Origin of the sequence: Nostoc sp. 'Lobaria pulmonaria (5183) cyanobiont' (assembly GCF_002949795.1) — a bacterium.
GTDB lineage: Bacteria > Cyanobacteriota > Cyanobacteriia > Cyanobacteriales > Nostocaceae > Nostoc.
Window position 1 is genome coordinate 2,373,666 of record NZ_CP026692.1, and the last position, 16,384, is coordinate 2,390,049.

The window sequence follows — 16,384 nt, forward strand, 5'->3', positions numbered from 1 at the left end:
CCACAATTTACCTCAGCGTATTCTTCATTCCGCAAAATTAAGTTATTTTTGTAGTAAATGTGAGTTTTTGACTATCTATCGTCTAAGCTCCCAACATTTGTAAGTTATGTAAAGTGGCATAAAGCCCTCCTTGTTGCAGTAGTTGCTCATGACTTCCCTGTTCGATTAATTCGCCACGCTTGAGAACAAAAATTCGGTCTACATTGCGAATTGTAGACAAGCGGTGAGCAATAATAATGGCGGTACGTCTGAGCAAAAGCTGGTTTAATGCCTCTTGAACTGAAGCTTCTGTTCCAACATCCAAACTAGCGGTAGCCTCATCTAGTACCAAAATTTGCGGATTGCGAATGGCAGCCCGCGCAAAGGCTAAAAGTTGCTTTTGACCACTAGAAATATTTGTGCCCCGTTCTCGAAGTTGAGTATCATAACCTTGGGGTAATTCTTCTATAAACTGGGCAATGTTGGTTTCTTCAGCTGCTTGTTGAATCTGTTCAATGGTGTAGCCATCTCCTAAAGAAATGTTGCTTTTAACATCGCCAGCAAACAAAAAGCCTTCTTGTAAAATTACTGCCATGTAACGCCGCAGTTCTGCTTGTGGTACTTCCCGAATATCGACGCCATCTATGAGAATGCGTCCTTGAGTGGGTTCGTAGAGGCGGCACAAAAGACGGATAATCGAAGTTTTACCTGCACCAGTGGGGCCAACTAATGCAATTTTTTCACCAGGATGAATGGTGAAATCTAAGTCTTTAATTACGTAATCATCATTTTTGTAAGCAAACCAGACGTGATCAAAACGAATCTCTCCCAGTTCTGGGGGAGAAGTGAGGTTTGGGGATTCTAGATTTGCCAGGATTTCGTCGATGTAGCCAAATTTTGCATCAAATATTGAGAAGCGGACATTGGCGCGATCGCGAATTTCTATCGGTTCGTCTAATATATCGCCTACGCGTTCAATGGCGGTGAAACCAGCTTGAATTACTGTAAATTTTTCCGCAAAAGCCCTTAAAGGGTCAAATAATCGCTGGGCATACAATACGAATGTAGATAAAGTCCCGAAAGTCAAGTTTTTTTCCAACAGCAACCAACCACCCATGCACAAAACACCTGCGATCGCAATCAGTCCAATCCATTCTAAGGTTGCTGAAACAAATGAATCATAAAAGATGGTTTTATCCATTTGCTGAGTGTAGTTGCTGTTCGTAGCACGAAACAATTCGGCATTAAATTTTTCTCTACGGAACAACTGCACGACGTTAATACCAAGCACATTTTCTTGTAGCTGTGAATTCAGGATCGAAAGTTCTTCTCGCCCTTTGTAATTGGCTTTGCGGTACTGTTTTTGAATGTAAACAATTACCCAGCTAGTTGGTAACAGCATCAATAGCAGCAAGCAAGAAAGTTGCCACTGGATGGAAAACATTAAACCCAAAGTCACCAGCATTAAAAACAAATCGGATATAATGCCAACTGCCCCAGTAGAAAAGACATCGCCTAACACTTCCACATCACTGGTGATTCTGGTAATTAATTTACCTACGGGTGTGCGGTCAAAAAAGCGCACTGCTAGAGATGTTACATGCTGAAATAAGTCTTGGCGAATTGCTGCGGTGATTTGTTGCCCTAGCTTTTGGACTATATAACCTTGCAAACCTGTCAATATCAATTGGATGGCGATCGCAATTACCAGTAATCCCTCTAGGATATTTAGCCCTTGCGAGAAGGGACGATTCCTGAAAAATTCGTAAGTGCTTGGTTCGTGACGAATTAGGGAGATTACTTGGCCAATCAAGAAAGGTTGTAAGGCATTAGCTAGTGCGATCGGTACGAGTAGGCACATCGACAGCGCCAGTAGCCGCCCGTTACGACGGGCATAAGGCACCAAACGCAAAAATAACCGCCAGTCATTTTCACGCCGACGAGCTGGTGTATAAGATTTTTTCAGAGATTGGTAGATGCTCATAGTAAGAGCATTATATTAATGTTTGGAAAAAAACACGCTTGTTTAAAGTAGCGTTTATCTTCCTACTCTGATACCATGCCTGAGATAGAAACTGCAAGACTACTACTAAGACCTTATATTCCTCAAGATTTGGATGATTCCCTTTACATTTTGCAATCTTAAAACTATCAGTCTCCTACCCAGAAATATTGCCACTGTTTAATTTAATTTGGCGGCTCAAAACGATTCACAACCGCAGTTCACAGAATCATTGGCGAACCAACTGCTAAACATAAGGACTTTCAAGGGGTGGAAGCATTTAGGGTGCGCTGACTGGGTTACAGCCCAAAGGCTTGATTTATAATGCCGAGCAAGGTTATCAACTGGCATTGTCTTTACTGGCCTTGTGGTTGCGGCAACGGTTGAGTTGAAAATAGCGATGTAACAACAAGATTCCCGACTTTTGAAATAAATCGGGAATCTGAGGGCGCACTGCTATGCGTCCCTACGGTAATTGTATTAATTGCTTCATAAATATTCCTGTAAGTATGAAAAAATAGCATACTTATCTGTTTACGTCTTATATCTAAAGATAGAAGATTGAGGTTAAAATTTGGGAAACCTAAGAGGGGTTCATTCCCAAGAGATGTCCTACCTACTTATCGCAGAATGCAACTGAGGTCAGATGAGGCAACCTTTAAATCGAGTTAAAGAATGGGAACAACGTCGTGACGAAGCAAACCGCTACTACCAACGGGGGAAATTTCAAGAGTCTCTCGATCTTGCAACCAAAAATTTACACTTGGCTAGAGCAATTCCAGACCGAGCCAGAGAAGGTTATACATTAAACGACCTCGGTTTAGCTCACCTCAGTTGCAGGCAACCTCAAAAAGCATTAGAGCGCTTTTATCAGGCGCTTTCGGTTGCTATTGAAATTGGCAACACGCCAGCAGAGGCAACTGCACTTAGCAATCTGGGTTCTACCTACAGCCATCTTGGACGCTTTTCGCAAGCATTAGAATATTTTGACAAAGCACTGCCAATCTTTAGGCGATCGCAAGATACCCAAAATGAAGTTTCTACTCTTAATGATATAGCTCTAATTTATACCCGCTTAGGAGAACCGAAACGGTCACTGTTGCTACAACACCAAATTTTGAGAATGCGGCGATTGTTAGGTGACTTTTCTGGTGAAGCCACAACGCTCAATGGCATTGGATTTGCTTACAATGTCTTAGGCAAGTTTGAGCAAGCGCTAGAATTTTTTCAAGCAGCACTGCCAATTCAACGAGCTGTGAAGAATTTACTTGCAGAAGCAACGACCTTGAACAATATTGCTTCTGTCTATCATGATTTAGGAAAACCCAAAGAAGCACTATTGCTCTACAATCAAGTTCTTTTGACACGTCGAGCAATCAGCGATCGCTCTGGTGAGGCAACAACTCTTCACAACATTGGTTTTACCTACAGCACGCTGGCAGAGCATCGCCAAGCAATGAAGTTCTACAAGCAAGCCATTGTGATTTATCAAGAACTGGGCGATAATCTCGGAGAAATTTCAACTTTGTTAAATATGGGAAGCCTTTACGCCACCACGAAACGGAAAAAAATGGCGCGATCGTGCTACCAAAATGCCCAAGAGTTAGCAGAGCAAATCGAATATCAGCCACTTTTAGAAAAAGTACAGCAGTTCATAGATTCTCTATAGTATCCAGTTCCCCTTCTCCCATATTGGGAGAAGGGGTTAGGGGATGAGGGCAACCCTACTAGTGAAATTAAATATGCGTTATCCAAAACCCTTCAAGAGACGTAGCACTTGCTACGTCTCTTGATTCTTTTTTACCCTAGCTACAATACCAAAGTTGTAGCTAGAACAAGGACATCCATGAAAGCTTACGAAATTCAAAGCAACGCCGGGATTGATGCCCTGGCATTAGTCGATCGCCCTGAACCAAAACCCACAGATGGACAAGTTCTGATTCAAGTCAAGGCAACATCCTTAAATTATCGCGATCTGCTTGTCGCCCAAGGAGCTTACGGTGCTGGACAGAAATATCCGTTAATTCCCATGTCTGACGGTGCGGGAGAAGTTGTGGCGGTAGGGGAAGGTGTGACACGGGTGAAAATAGGCGATCGCGTCGCTGGTACTTTCTTCCAAGACTGGATTTATGGCTCTTTAACCAAAGAGAAAATGAAATCTGATTTGGGAGGTGGTATCGATGGAATGCTGGCTGAATATGTCTTATTACACCAAGAGGGTTTAGTAATATTACCTGACTACCTATCTTATCTTGAAGGTGCAACATTGCCCTGTGCAGCAGTCACAGCTTGGCACGGACTTGTGACAAAAGGCAATATTGGCGCAGGTGACAGTATTTTATTACTCGGTACTGGGGGAGTTTCAATTTTTGCTCTCCAGTTTGCCAAGCTACATGGTGCTAGAGCGATTATTACTTCCAGCAGTGATGAAAAGTTGGCACGAGCGAAACAGCTTGGTGCTGACGAGACAATCAACTACAAAACAACACCAGATTGGGAAAAGCAAGTTTATCAATTAACCAATCGCACGGGTGTAGATCATGTAGTTGAAGTAGGCGGTGCAGGCACTCTGCCAAAATCGCTACAAGCAGTTCGTATTGGGGGACGTATTAGTTTGATTGGCGTATTATCAGGCACAGGGAATGAGATCGACCCCATGCCAATACTTTTTAAGAGTTTAACAGTTCAGGGGATTTATGTTGGCAGTCGAGAAATGTTTGAGGCGATGAATCAGGCGATGCAACAGCATCAAATCAAACCAATTATCGATCGAGTTTTCCCTTTTACTGAAGCACGAGAGGCTTATCATTACCTTAAAAGTGCGGCTCACTTCGGTAAAGTCGTAATTTGTAATTCGTAATTCGTAATTTTAAAAGTTTAATTTTATGTTTCAAGTGGGGTTTAAATTCCCACTTGAAACATAGTTATGAATTACGTTTAAACAGCAGCAAGAGTAGGTGCAGCGAATTTAGCATATCGCTCGATGTAGAATTCTTTAGAGTGAGCGATCGCTTTCACAGACTCACGCTCTTTCAAAGCATGTTTCCACTGGCGTAGACGGGTAAATTGCTCTGGTATTCCAAAGCCGCGATACTGCTTGAGTGCAGTCCAGCGCTCAAACCAAGGGAAATAGGTGAAATCGACCAAACTAATGGATTCACCAAACCAGTAAGGGCCTTCTCCAGATAGCTTTGCTAAACCTTCGTTTTCAATGAATTCCAGATGTTTATATAATTCCTGTTTAGCTTCTTCTTGTTTTTCGGGATCTGAACTCCGCAATAGGGTAGAAAAAGCGGGAACGAACCTAGTGTTAGCAAAATCGATCCAGATGCGAGCCTGTGCCCTATCAATGTGGCTGCTGGGTAACAGTGGTGGATTGGGAAATACCTCATCGAGATACTCGTTAATTACTGCTGACTCCCAAACTCGGTTATCGCCATGAGTTATTGCAGGCACTTTCCCATAGGGGGAAACTTTGGTAAATCCTTCAGGCTTATTTTGCAAGTCAATCTCAATCAAATCGAAGTTGATGCCTTTCTCTTGGAGTACCAAGCGGGTACGGTGAGCATAAGGACAAACAACTGCACTGTATACTTTAATTTCAGCCATGTTTAAGTTCCTTGGTAAATAGGACTTGTTAATCGGCATTGGGAATTGAATTTGAATCCAAAATCCCAAATCTTAAATTGTTAGTGTCACAAAATCTTTTTGAAGTGAATGTAGCGTGAAAAATTCTCGACACTAAGCAAACTTTAAAACTGGAGTAATACTCAAATAACCCAAAATTGTGAGGTTAGGGAATAGGGAATAGTTATTTTTCCCCCTGCTGCCCTGCCCCCTGCTTTCTCCTACAGCCAAGGCACTTCTTCAGGTGCATAACGGAAGGCGCGAAAGACTGTATTTTGCTCTCCACGAGTTACCGGCGATTTTTCACCTGGAATATTCCGAGATGCAAAGTGGGGATTGATGTATTCCCAAACAATTTCCCCTGTAACTGTCACCTCGAATATTCGACCATAAGCACCTTCTGTAATCAAGGTATTGCCATTGGCTAAACGTTGCGCTCCTGATATATAAGCACTGAAGAAATTTTGGGGCGGGTTGTCGGTGTATTCCCAAACTATTTCTTTGGTTTGACGGTTCACCTCAATCACACGCGAGAAATTGAGAGCAATGTTACGGCGATGTGCGCCATTATCGAAAATCAAGATGTTACCGTTAGCTAGTTCGTTTGGGAAGTGCTGCTGTGCTAGCACGTCATCGCCCAGCGTCCAGATGATTTCTCCAGTTTTGCGATCGATGATCGCAACTGTAGATATATTACGAAAGCTGACTATAATGTTGCCGTCGGCAAGTTCATCTACAGTATTTCCATGAGTCCATTCATGTCGATGATCCTGGGGTGTAATCGTAAATATATCCGGATCGAGGTGTTCGTGGGCGTGCCAAGTCCAAACAATTTCACCTGCTGGAGTCACCTCATAAAGCACATCTGCATAGATATCACCATCTGGTTCTGTACCTGGTACGCCACCTTTGATTCGAGGAACCAAAGACTGAGGTATCTTTTCAATGGCCAGTATAATTGTGTTGCCATTGGCTAGTCTGCGTCCATCGTGATGATGATCTGGATGCTTATATTCCCAGATAATATTTCCCTTGGGATCTGCTTCTAAAACAACGCCACTTTTGAATGCAGCCCATAAAGCAAAACGTAGTGGTTCTTCTGGTGGAGTCTTTCCGTTATAAAAAAGGTTGCCATTGGGCAAGAGATAACCGTATAACCCTGGTGGATAAGGCAGATTCCATTGGTGTACTACTTCTCCTTCCAAGTTCAGAAGGTAGACTTCACCTTGACCTGTCAGGGGTGTAAAAAGTGTGTATCCTTTAAATACTTTTTCGGGATTGTAAGCCTTTAAACCAGTACCCCGACGACGAATAGTATTTTGGTCAACCGATGTTACTGTAAAAGTCATATTTTACCTACTAAATATCTAGTTTTTAATCTAAAAACTGGGAGAGAGTGCATCGAACACCTCTACTTGTTTCTGAACAACTCACACTCATTACTCAGCACTCAGCACTCAGTACTCAGTACTCTTATGGTGCTGGGTTTGGAGACTGAGCATGAACTATATCCAACTCTTCTAAAATGTCTTTATTGAGAACTACATTTACACTTTCTAAATTCTCTTTAAGTTGTTCCAGTGTCGTAGCACCAATAATTGTGCTAGGTACAAACCAACGACTCCGCACGAATGCCAAGGCCAGATGTGCTGGACTGAGTTGATGGCGTTTGGCAATTTCCACATAAGCTGCTACTGCTTGACCTACTTTTGGTTTCAAATAACGCTGACCAAAATTTTCAAACAAAGTAACTCTTGCTTTCTCTGGTTTACCATTTAGGTATTTGCCAGTCAAGAAGCCAAATGCCAAAGGACTATAAGCTAGTAACCCAATTTCTTCCTGATAAACTGCTTCTGCTAAGGCTCCGTCAAAGACTCGATTTAGCAAGTTGTAAGCATTTTGAATCGAAACAACTTTGGGCAATCCCAACTGTTTAGCAGCGTTACTAAACTGGGCGACTCCCCAAGGTGTTTCATTACTCAAACCGATATAGCGAATTTTTCCTGCCTTAATTACATCGGCAAAAACTGCTAGCTGTTCAGGAATGGGAATCGTTTTTTCCACCTGAGTTGGATCGAATACCGTTTGCCCAAATCGTGGCACGTAGCGGTCGGGCCAGTGGATTTGATATAAATCAATATAGTCTGTCTGTAATCTTTTTAGACTATCATCTACAGCTTGTTTGATATTATCACGGTCAATTGCTTTGGCTCCACCACGTACCCATTTAAAGCCTCGACCAGGGCCAGCAATTTTAGTAGCTATAATAAGTTGATCTCTTTGTTGACGCTTTAACCATTTCCCAATGTAAGTTTCAGTTAATCCATAAGTTTCGCCACTTGTGGGCACAGGGTACATCTCAGCCGCATCAATAAAGTTGACTCCTTGGGCAATAGAATAATCGAGCTGCTCGTGGGCTTCTTCAATGGTATTTTGCTGTCCATAGGTCATGGTGCCCAGACAAGTTTCGGAAACTTTTAAGTCACTCTTGCCAAGTTGGTTATACTTCATATTTCTGCGTTGTTATTCAATCAATTGAACAGTGATATTTTTGTTGGAGATTTTGCATTTTGTCAAGGACGCTATTATTTTTAAGTAAATTAGCTTCAAACAACACTGGATTCGGCACTTAGCCAATATAAATTTTTCAGCAAATACAAATATTGATTTGTAGATATTACTAAAAACCGATAGATAAACAGTATTTTATGGGTACAGTTGTTTATTATTGCATAGATGAACCAGATAAGTAAGCTAGTTTGGAGTAATAAAAATTATAAAATTGTAGTAGAAAAGACTCGCTTTTATTGGGTATTTGTGAAATAGACTGTTTTAGCTTGATTTTATATTACAGTAAATTGCTAGACTTACCGTAGTATATCAAAAAATCTTAATATTATTCTAGAACTAAGCCTTAATAAATGTTCATATTAATATATTTAGCTCTAAGTAGCTTGTCTTCATGGTAATCAAAATATACCAAATTTACCTGCGAGAGTTTACAACAGCTGATTGACAAAGATTTAGGGTTTTAATGACTTGCATAACCAGGACTTTTTTACTGCGATCGCTGACAACGATACTCATGTCTATGACAATATGATTTAAGGCATAGGGTATGTTACCGTGTTAGCGTAACGCACCGAAAACCTGCGATCGCTGACAACGATACTCATGTCTATAGCAATCTGATTTAAGTAACAAGTAAATAGAATTATACTGAATAATAAAAATATTTGCTGAGATGATTATGACATTTTTGATGCATTCAATTGGAGTTACAAAGCGGCATATTAATAATTTATCTGGCGTTGTTAAATTTAAATATGAAATGCAAAAATCAGGTATTCTCAACTCTTGCTCTCTATGTATGTGTGCCTCTGCGTGAGACAAATTCATATTCTTAATCAGCAACGCCCTTTATTTTGCATTAAATAAGCTATTAACTAATTTAGTTCTGTTATATTTATAAATAGGAGTATAAAAAACTCTTATTACAACTTTTTTTAGAAATTACACCTTTTGACATTAGGATTAGATTCTTGATTTTTCTCCTTATGCCTGGAGCTGCCTTTTCTACAGAGGGCTACATTCAGGAGAATTCCAATGTCATTAGACAAAAATGCCCTTGAGCAACCAGCAAATAAGTTGCTCGCAGCTTTGCCAGCTAGTGAGTATCAGCGTCTTGTCCCCCATCTAAAGTTAGTTTCGCTCGAAGTTCAGCAAATCCTTTACGAAGCAGGCGAACCAATCACACAAGTATATTTTCCTGATAAGTCAATGATTTCTATAGTTACCACTATGGAAGATGGCTCAACGGCGGAAGTTGGGATAGTCAGCAGTGAAGGCATGGTGGGTATCCCGGTAATTTTAGGAAGCAGGATCACAACCACAACATCATTTATGCAGATTTCGGGCGCTGCTATGCAGATGAATGCAGATGTACTTAGAGCCGAGTTCAATCGGGGGGGAGCGCTTCAAAACCTGCTGCTGTGCTACGTACAAGCTATATACTCGGAACTGGCGCAAGCAGCCGCCTGCAACCGTCTGCATACACTGGATGAACGGCTGGCTCGCTGGTTACTGACAGTCTCTGATCGTGTGGAATCAGAAGATTTTGCCCTCACGCAAGAATTTATCGCCCAGATGCTAGGTGTACGTCGTTCTGGCGTGACAGTAGCGGCTAGCACCCTCAGCCAAGCCGGAATGATCAGTTACAAACGTGGTCATATTAGCATCCTGAACAGAGAAGATTTGGAAGCAACTTCCTGCGAGTGTTATCGAGTCATACAAAACGAATTTGCTCGGTTATTGGGCATGAAGCCCAATAACCGAGCCAAAAAAATTTTTTGAGTTATGTGTGCGAAACCGAACAGACTCGCAAAAGTAACTTGATTTAAAGTATTTTGAGAAAATTTATCTTTTAATGTTCAGTGAACGAAAAGACTTTTAAGCCGCAAGTAAATAGGTTACTCGCGGCTTTGCCAACTAGTGATTATCAGCGTCTTGTTCCGCACCTGAAGTTAGTTTCGCTTTCGACTCGGCAAGTTATTTATGAATCAGGAGAACCGATCGCACACGTCTATTTTCCCCAACACGGAGTAGTTTCTTTAGTCGCTAATATGAAAAATGGCTCGATGATGGAAGTTGGGATAGTGAGCAGTGAAGGTATGGTGGGTATCCCAATAATTTTAGGAGGCAACACAACAACCACAAAAGCCTTTGTGCAGGTTTCAGGTGCTGCTATGCGGATGGATACAGATGTACTTAAAACCGAGTTAAATCAGGGTGGAGCTATTCAAAACCTGCTGCTGCGCTATGTACAAGCTGTATACACTGAATTGGCACAAGGATGTGCCTGCAACCGTTTTCATACCATAGAGGAGCGGCTGGCTCGTTGGCTACTAACAGTCTCTGACCGCTTGCAATCAGAGGATTTTCCGCTCACGCAAGAATTTATCGCCCAGATGCTAGGTGTACGCCGCTCTGGTGTGACAGTAGCGGCTAATACCTTGAGCCAAACTAGAATGATTCGCTACCAGCGTGGTCATATTAGCATCCTGAAGCGAGAGGATTTGTCAGCAACTTCCTGCGAGTGTTATCGGGTCATTCAAAACGAATTTACTCGGTTGCTGGGCAATTAGCCAAGGCGCGTAGGCGTAGCCCGTCGTAGACATCGCCAATAGAATCATCTTAAGTTACTATGTCCGAAACCGGACAGACACTTGCTAAAAGTTCTTTTAAGATTTAGTAAAGTATGCATCAAATGGTATTTACAAATACGCGCCTTTTAATGTAATTGCTACTTCAACTTTTTGAGCTAGATAGCGGTGAGAATAATGTCTAATCAATCGATGTCTTTTCAAGGTCTGCGATTACTCGTTGTTGATGACGATACTGATACGAGAATATTACTTACCTTCCTCTTTGAATTAGAGGGAGCAGAGGTGATTGCAGCTGCTTCAGCAGACAAGGCTCTAAAAATAATGTCATCTTTTAAACCAGATATCCTAATTAGTGACATTTGCTTACCCGATGAAGATGGCTGCTCACTGCTCTTGAAAGTCAAAAATTTGGAAGCAAAGCGAGGTAGAAAGATTCCAGCGATTGCTCTGACGGCATCTACTTTTGAGGGCGATCGTGAACGTGCATTATTAGCAGGTTATGATATATATCAATGCAAGCCCATAGACTTAGACGAGTTAACTTCTATCGTTGCTACTTTAACTAGAACCGAACAATACGTTTGACATATTTAGATGCAACTAGGACAAGCCATTAAGTAAAAAAGTTTTAACTAAATTTTATTTATTTTCAAAATGCGATGTCTACGACGGGTTAGCTCGTCGTAGACATCGCATTTTTTCAGGAATCTTTTGACTAATTTTATTTTTTATTAATTTCACTATCAATAAAAAACTTTGAAAACACAGTGATCTAAAATATACTAAGAATAAATACAGAGAACGACCAAGTAATTCTCTGCGAGTACTCATTTTTTCATATACAAGGAGCGCATTATGGAATATCTTGCATATTCTCACATGTTTATTGCTCAAGAAGAGGCATCTGGAAACACTAAGTATCATCTTCCCCAACCTCAATTCAATTGGAAAAAACTGCTTAAATCTTCGGCTTGGTTAGCCTTAGCTGGTGTCGGTGTCTTATTTGCTGCTGTAACCCAAATTCAAATGAGTTCGGCTGCTTATGTAAAGACTAACGGTAGTTGTTTACGTGTCCGTTCAGGTCCAAGCACCAACTACTCGTATGTAGACTGCGTACCCAATGGCGCAACACTTCCAACAATTGAACGATATGAAAACGGTTTTGCCAGACTTTCTACGGGTAGATACATTTTTGCCCGATGGATTGGTGATAGACCTAACAATCGTCCTGTGACTAGACCCGGTGGTGTTGGCGGTTCAGTGATTCTTACCCCTGGTTCTAAAGGTCTGCTTGTCAGAGACGTTCAAACAGCTTTAGGCAATCTCAGGGTTGATGGAATTTACGGTCAAGAAACTGTTAGCCGAGTCCGCAGTTTTCAGCAAAGTAAAGGTTTACTTGTAGATGGTGTTGTGGGCCCCGAAACTCGATCTGCTCTGGGTATTTAGCCAGAAGCAACCTTTTAAACATCTCCTTTCCAAGTTCTACCTATTTTCTGGTGGAATAGAGAGAAGTCAAAAGTTCAGGAAATCAAAATTTCAGAACGTCTGGCCCGTCATCAGGCGGGCAATACGACCTCACTCCACAAGAACTGATAAAGTGAAAAACCGACTTTTACCCCGGTTTTATGCACCTTAGAAAACAGAAATTTTGCATTTTGTTGAAAAAAGTTCCTAAGTTGATGTTTCTGATGAAATACCCAAGTAATTTTCTACAATCTGCAAAATGCGCTCTGCTGCATGACCATCCCCAAAAGGATTGATTGCATTTGCCATCGCTTCATAAGCATCTGAGTAACTGAGTAACTCAGCAGCGGCTGCAAAAATGTTCTCAGTCGTAGTGCCAACAAGTTTGGCTGTACCAGCGACAACAGCCTCTGGTCTTTCGGTGGTGTCTCTCAAAACTAGTACTGGTTTTCCCAAGCTGGGGGCTTCTTCTTGTAAGCCACCAGAGTCAGTGAGCAAAAGATGCGATCGCCCAATTGCTCCCACCAATTCGCCATAATCTAGAGGATCTGTCAAGAAAATTCGGGGATGATTCCCTAAAAGTTCCTGCAACGGGACTCGCACTGTCGGATTGCGGTGCAATGGTAGCAGTAAAGCTGTATCGGGAAACTTGTCTAAAATTTGTAAAAAGCTTTGAGCGATCGCTAACAGAGGTTCTCCCCAATTTTCCCGACGATGAACTGTTGCTAACAAAACCCGATATGATTCCCAGTCTAAGCCTGGGACATTACAAACTACTTGGGTTGCAGCGACATTCAATAATGCATCAATTACCGTGTTACCCGTCATGTGAATTTCACCCAAAACACCAGAGCGATGCAAATTTTCCACAGCCCAAGGAGTCGGCGCAAAGTGCAACTGAGTAATTTGAGAAATCAATCGGCGATTAGCTTCTTCTGGATAAGGATTGAAGATATCATCAGTTCTTAACCCTGCTTCTACATGACCAATAGGAATTTTTTGATAAAAAGCTGCCAATGCTGCGGCAAATGCAGTGGTAGTGTCTCCCTGCACAATTACTAAATCTGGCTTTTTTACCTTAAATAATGCTTCTAACCCTTGTAAACTACGACAAGTAATATCATTTAGAGATTGCTGAACCTGCATAATTTCCAAGTTATAATCCGACTTGATATTAAACAGTTGCATAACTTGCTCAACCATCTCCCGGTGCTGTCCAGTTAGAATTACTTGCAACTGCAATTCCGAAGACTTCTGGAAAACTTGAATAACTGGAGCGAGTTTAATCGCTTCCGGGCGAGTACCTAAGATAATGCAAACGCGTTTTTGATTAGTCATTAGTCATCTGTAATTTACCATCTATAGTAATGGTCTATAGTCAATGGTTTATGGTCAATAGTCGGCGGTCAATCCTCACATAAACCATAAATATTAATGGATAAATCACACAAGATATAAAAAAAACCCGGCTTAACCGGGCAAATGCATTGTTTGTCTAATTAACCTGTAATGACTATTTAAAAGTTCAAATTATAAAAACCATGAAAAAACCCGGCTTAACCGGGCAGACGCACTGTTTGTCTAATTAACCTGTAATAACTATTTAATCTCACAAGTTAGAGGGCAAGCAGCGTAAACAGTAACCTGCATTTGGTCTGCCTCACCATGCAGCCAACTTAACCATTTAACTTCACTAGGATGAACTCCCTTAAGAGTTAGCACACCCGCAGCTAATACAACTGCCATGACATTAAACATTATTAGAGCGCCTGCTACAAGCAAAACCGCACTAACAGGCATCACCGATTGCAAGATAATCGACAACAGACATCCGACCGTAGCCATCAAGACAACTAGTGGAAAACCCACAACCAACAAACATACTGCTAATGTAAAAGTCCATATTAAAAAGCTTTTAATCATCAACAAGGAGTAGGTCTTTCCTTGATTAGAGCTTTGAGCAGAAACCATGACTTTTCCTCCTAAAATACACAACAAATTTTAATTTCAGTCATATCTCACTTTTGCGAGTAAACTGAATTGTTCTTCAGTGAAATTTCAGTATATAAAAACTAATCGGAAAAATGAGCATTTGTTTACTAAAGTTTACAGTTAATTTTTTATAATTATGAATATAAAGCCAAGTTTCTATCTATTAAAAAAACTTGTTTACTGCATCTATCTTCAGGTATATAACCTAAAAGGTATGAGCTTTTAACCTTGATCCCCACAATACCGCTGCTATTCAACTTAACATTTCTTATAAAAATTATTAGTCTTTCTCATAATTCATAGACGGGCTGAATAAATGAACTGCTAGTATTTGTACTGTTAATTGCTGGCAATTCGTGCCCATGCCTGGGATAAATTTCTCATCTAAGTCATGAGAATATTTACTTTAAAAGCAAAGCACTAAAAAATACTTATTTGTCCTTGTGTATTTACTGAGGTATTTTTATCCCTTACGTGTGTTAAACCAGTTTAGATAGGTTAAATAATCTATCTGAATATTCTGAGTAATGAAATCTTAGGAAAAAAAAGATACCAGTTGAGGTGGATGAAATGGATTGACCGTGGTTCTAGAGTTTCAATCGCCTTCTATCACCGTTAAGGCTTGCAGACAAATATTCTCAAAAGTCATCGAAGTAAGTGACTTGACTTCTCCTTAATTCAACTTTTTAACTGCCAAATGTGAAGATATATGACAGAATCACAGTCTCCATTAAATTCTAACTCTGCTGCCGGACGTAATCTACCACCAATGCCGCCGCCACCACCGCCAATCCCAACCTTTATTACACAGCGGCAGATGACACAAACACTCGATATGTCAATCGATAGAGGCACTAATTTGCCTGTTGCAGGTCATCGTCCGGGTAGTCCACCGCCAATACCTAATTCAGTTCGCCCTCAAAACAGCAGTCCAGAAATCACTTTAGAGAAGTTAATCAGAGAAGCTTACGATCAGGGATATTCTGACTTGCACTTGGGTGTGGGTGAACCACCCCGCTTCCGCAGCCGAGGAGAAATTCAATCAGGAGATTATCCAGAAACAGATAAAGAAACTTTTATGAATTGGTTGCGGGAGGTGATGAGTGAGGGAGAAATTCAGCGCTTTGAAGAATCCTTAGAATTTGACGGAGCAACTCAATACGAATTTGCTCGCGTGCGGATTAATGTTTTTGGCTCCCTCAAAGGCCCTGCAATGGTGTTGCGGTTGATTCCGCTAAAAATCTTAACTATGGAACAGTTGAGATTACCTCCAATTTTTCGGGATATTTGTCATCACCATAAAGGTTTAATTTTGGTGACGGGGCCCACTGGTTCTGGTAAGTCCACCACAATGGCAGCGATGATTGACTACATCAATAAGGAGATGGCCAAACATATCATCACCATTGAAGACCCGATAGAATTTGTCCATCAAAGCCGCAAGTCTTTAGTCAAACAGCGGGAAGTGGGAATGCATACCCGGAAATTTGACAACGCTTTGAAAGCAGCTTTGCGGGAAGACCCAGATTTGATTCTGGTGGGGGAAATGCGGGACAAGGAAACAGTTAACACCGCCCTAAAAGCCGCTCAGACCGGTCACTTAGTCATGGGAACCTTACACACCAATAGCGCTGTCAAAACCATTGAGCGGATTCTCAACCTCTATTCTGGTGATGAACAGGATGCAATGCGGGTGGCGATTTCTGAGTCTTTAGTGGCAGTAATTGCTCAAGGTTTGTGTCGCACAACTGACGGTAAGCGGGCTGCTTTCCACGATGTGCTGATCAATACTGAGGCGATTAAGGAATGGATCAAAGACGGAAAGTATGATGAAATTGGCGAGCTGATGAAACAAGCTGGCTTTGACGGCATGATTACGATGAATCAGTCATTGCTGAATCTCTATCAAGACGGACGAATCACTGAAGAAACTGCTTTGGAAATGTCACCAACTCCTAACGAAATGGCACAGTTTCTCCGAGGTCGAGTTTAACGATTGGGCATTGGGCATTGGGCATTAGTTATTTCTTCCCTGCTCCTCTGCCCCCTCTGCTCCCTCATCTTCGAGTATCTAATCCCAAATATCTTTGCGATCCTGGTTGAGGTTATAGCTAAGGTAAAAGGTAAAAGAGAGAATTTTTACTTTTAGTTCCCT

At 41.4% G+C, this 16,384-nt stretch carries 13 protein-coding genes and 1 pseudogene; 8 read left to right on the forward strand and 6 right to left on the reverse strand.

Annotated features, from left to right (window positions below; genetic code table 11):
• Window positions 1–82 precede the first annotated feature (82 nt).
• The gene (locus NLP_RS10225; protein ID WP_104906315.1) at window positions 83–1,963 is read right to left on the reverse strand and encodes an ABC transporter ATP-binding protein; all 1,881 of its coding nucleotides are present in this window, start codon (window positions 1,961–1,963) and stop codon (window positions 83–85) included.
• A 275-nt stretch (window positions 1,964–2,238) separates the two neighbouring features.
• On the opposite strand from NLP_RS10225, the pseudogene NLP_RS36025 reads away from it, so the two are divergent.
• The 3 genes and pseudogenes from NLP_RS36025 to NLP_RS10240 all read left to right on the forward strand — a co-directional run.
• Window positions 2,239–2,373, forward strand: a pseudogene (locus tag NLP_RS36025) (ATP-binding protein); the annotation flags it as partial.
• Window positions 2,374–2,627: 254 nt separating this feature from the next.
• Window positions 2,628–3,650 (forward strand): tetratricopeptide repeat protein, encoded by a 1,023-nt coding sequence (locus tag NLP_RS10235; protein WP_104906316.1) that lies wholly within the window; start codon window positions 2,628–2,630, stop codon window positions 3,648–3,650.
• 177 nt (window positions 3,651–3,827) lie between these two features.
• Window positions 3,828–4,841 (forward strand): zinc-dependent alcohol dehydrogenase family protein, encoded by a 1,014-nt coding sequence (locus NLP_RS10240; RefSeq protein ID WP_104906317.1) that lies wholly within the window; start codon window positions 3,828–3,830, stop codon window positions 4,839–4,841.
• 77 nt (window positions 4,842–4,918) lie between these two features.
• On the opposite strand, the gene NLP_RS10245 is transcribed toward NLP_RS10240, so the two are convergent.
• The 3 genes from NLP_RS10245 to NLP_RS10255 all read right to left on the reverse strand — a co-directional run bounded on the left by NLP_RS10245 (window position 4,919) and on the right by NLP_RS10255 (window position 8,119).
• Complete coding sequence (locus tag NLP_RS10245) at window positions 4,919–5,590, reverse strand: glutathione S-transferase family protein (protein ID WP_104906318.1); 672 nt, start codon at window positions 5,588–5,590, stop codon at window positions 4,919–4,921.
• A 239-nt stretch (window positions 5,591–5,829) separates the two neighbouring features.
• Window positions 5,830–6,957, reverse strand: a complete 1,128-nt coding sequence (locus NLP_RS10250; protein ID WP_104906319.1) for an aryl-sulfate sulfotransferase — start codon at window positions 6,955–6,957, stop codon at window positions 5,830–5,832.
• A gap of 124 nt (window positions 6,958–7,081) precedes the next feature.
• A complete protein-coding gene (locus tag NLP_RS10255; RefSeq protein ID WP_104906320.1) occupies window positions 7,082–8,119 on the reverse strand; it encodes an NADP(H)-dependent aldo-keto reductase in 1,038 nt (345 codons plus the stop codon).
• 1,095 nt (window positions 8,120–9,214) lie between these two features.
• Between NLP_RS10255 and NLP_RS10260 the strand changes: the two genes are divergently transcribed.
• The 4 genes from NLP_RS10260 (at window position 9,215) to NLP_RS10275 (ending at window position 12,219) form a co-directional block, all read left to right on the forward strand.
• Window positions 9,215–9,961, forward strand: a complete 747-nt coding sequence (locus NLP_RS10260) for a Crp/Fnr family transcriptional regulator (protein ID WP_104906321.1) — start codon at window positions 9,215–9,217, stop codon at window positions 9,959–9,961.
• Between the two features lie 80 nt (window positions 9,962–10,041).
• Window positions 10,042–10,752: a Crp/Fnr family transcriptional regulator gene (locus tag NLP_RS10265; protein WP_104906322.1), complete on the forward strand. Its 711-nt coding sequence runs from the start codon at window positions 10,042–10,044 to the stop codon at window positions 10,750–10,752.
• 195 nt (window positions 10,753–10,947) lie between these two features.
• Window positions 10,948–11,358: a response regulator gene (locus NLP_RS10270; RefSeq protein ID WP_104906323.1), complete on the forward strand. Its 411-nt coding sequence runs from the start codon at window positions 10,948–10,950 to the stop codon at window positions 11,356–11,358.
• A 270-nt stretch (window positions 11,359–11,628) separates the two neighbouring features.
• Window positions 11,629–12,219 (forward strand): peptidoglycan-binding protein, encoded by a 591-nt coding sequence (locus tag NLP_RS10275; RefSeq protein ID WP_104906324.1) that lies wholly within the window; start codon window positions 11,629–11,631, stop codon window positions 12,217–12,219.
• 225 nt (window positions 12,220–12,444) lie between these two features.
• Here the strand turns inward: NLP_RS10275 and wecB are convergent, their stop codons facing one another.
• Window positions 12,445–13,575 carry a non-hydrolyzing UDP-N-acetylglucosamine 2-epimerase gene (gene wecB, locus NLP_RS10280; RefSeq protein WP_104906325.1) on the reverse strand — a complete coding sequence of 377 codons (1,131 nt, stop codon included), beginning with the start codon at window positions 13,573–13,575 and terminating at the stop codon, window positions 12,445–12,447.
• A gap of 261 nt (window positions 13,576–13,836) precedes the next feature.
• Window positions 13,837–14,208, reverse strand: a complete 372-nt coding sequence (locus NLP_RS10285) for a hypothetical protein (protein ID WP_104906326.1) — start codon at window positions 14,206–14,208, stop codon at window positions 13,837–13,839.
• 730 nt (window positions 14,209–14,938) lie between these two features.
• Here NLP_RS10285 and NLP_RS10290 point away from each other — a divergent pair.
• Complete coding sequence (locus NLP_RS10290) at window positions 14,939–16,222, forward strand: type IV pilus twitching motility protein PilT (RefSeq protein WP_104906327.1); 1,284 nt, start codon at window positions 14,939–14,941, stop codon at window positions 16,220–16,222.
• The last annotated feature ends 162 nt before the right edge of the window (window positions 16,223–16,384 follow it).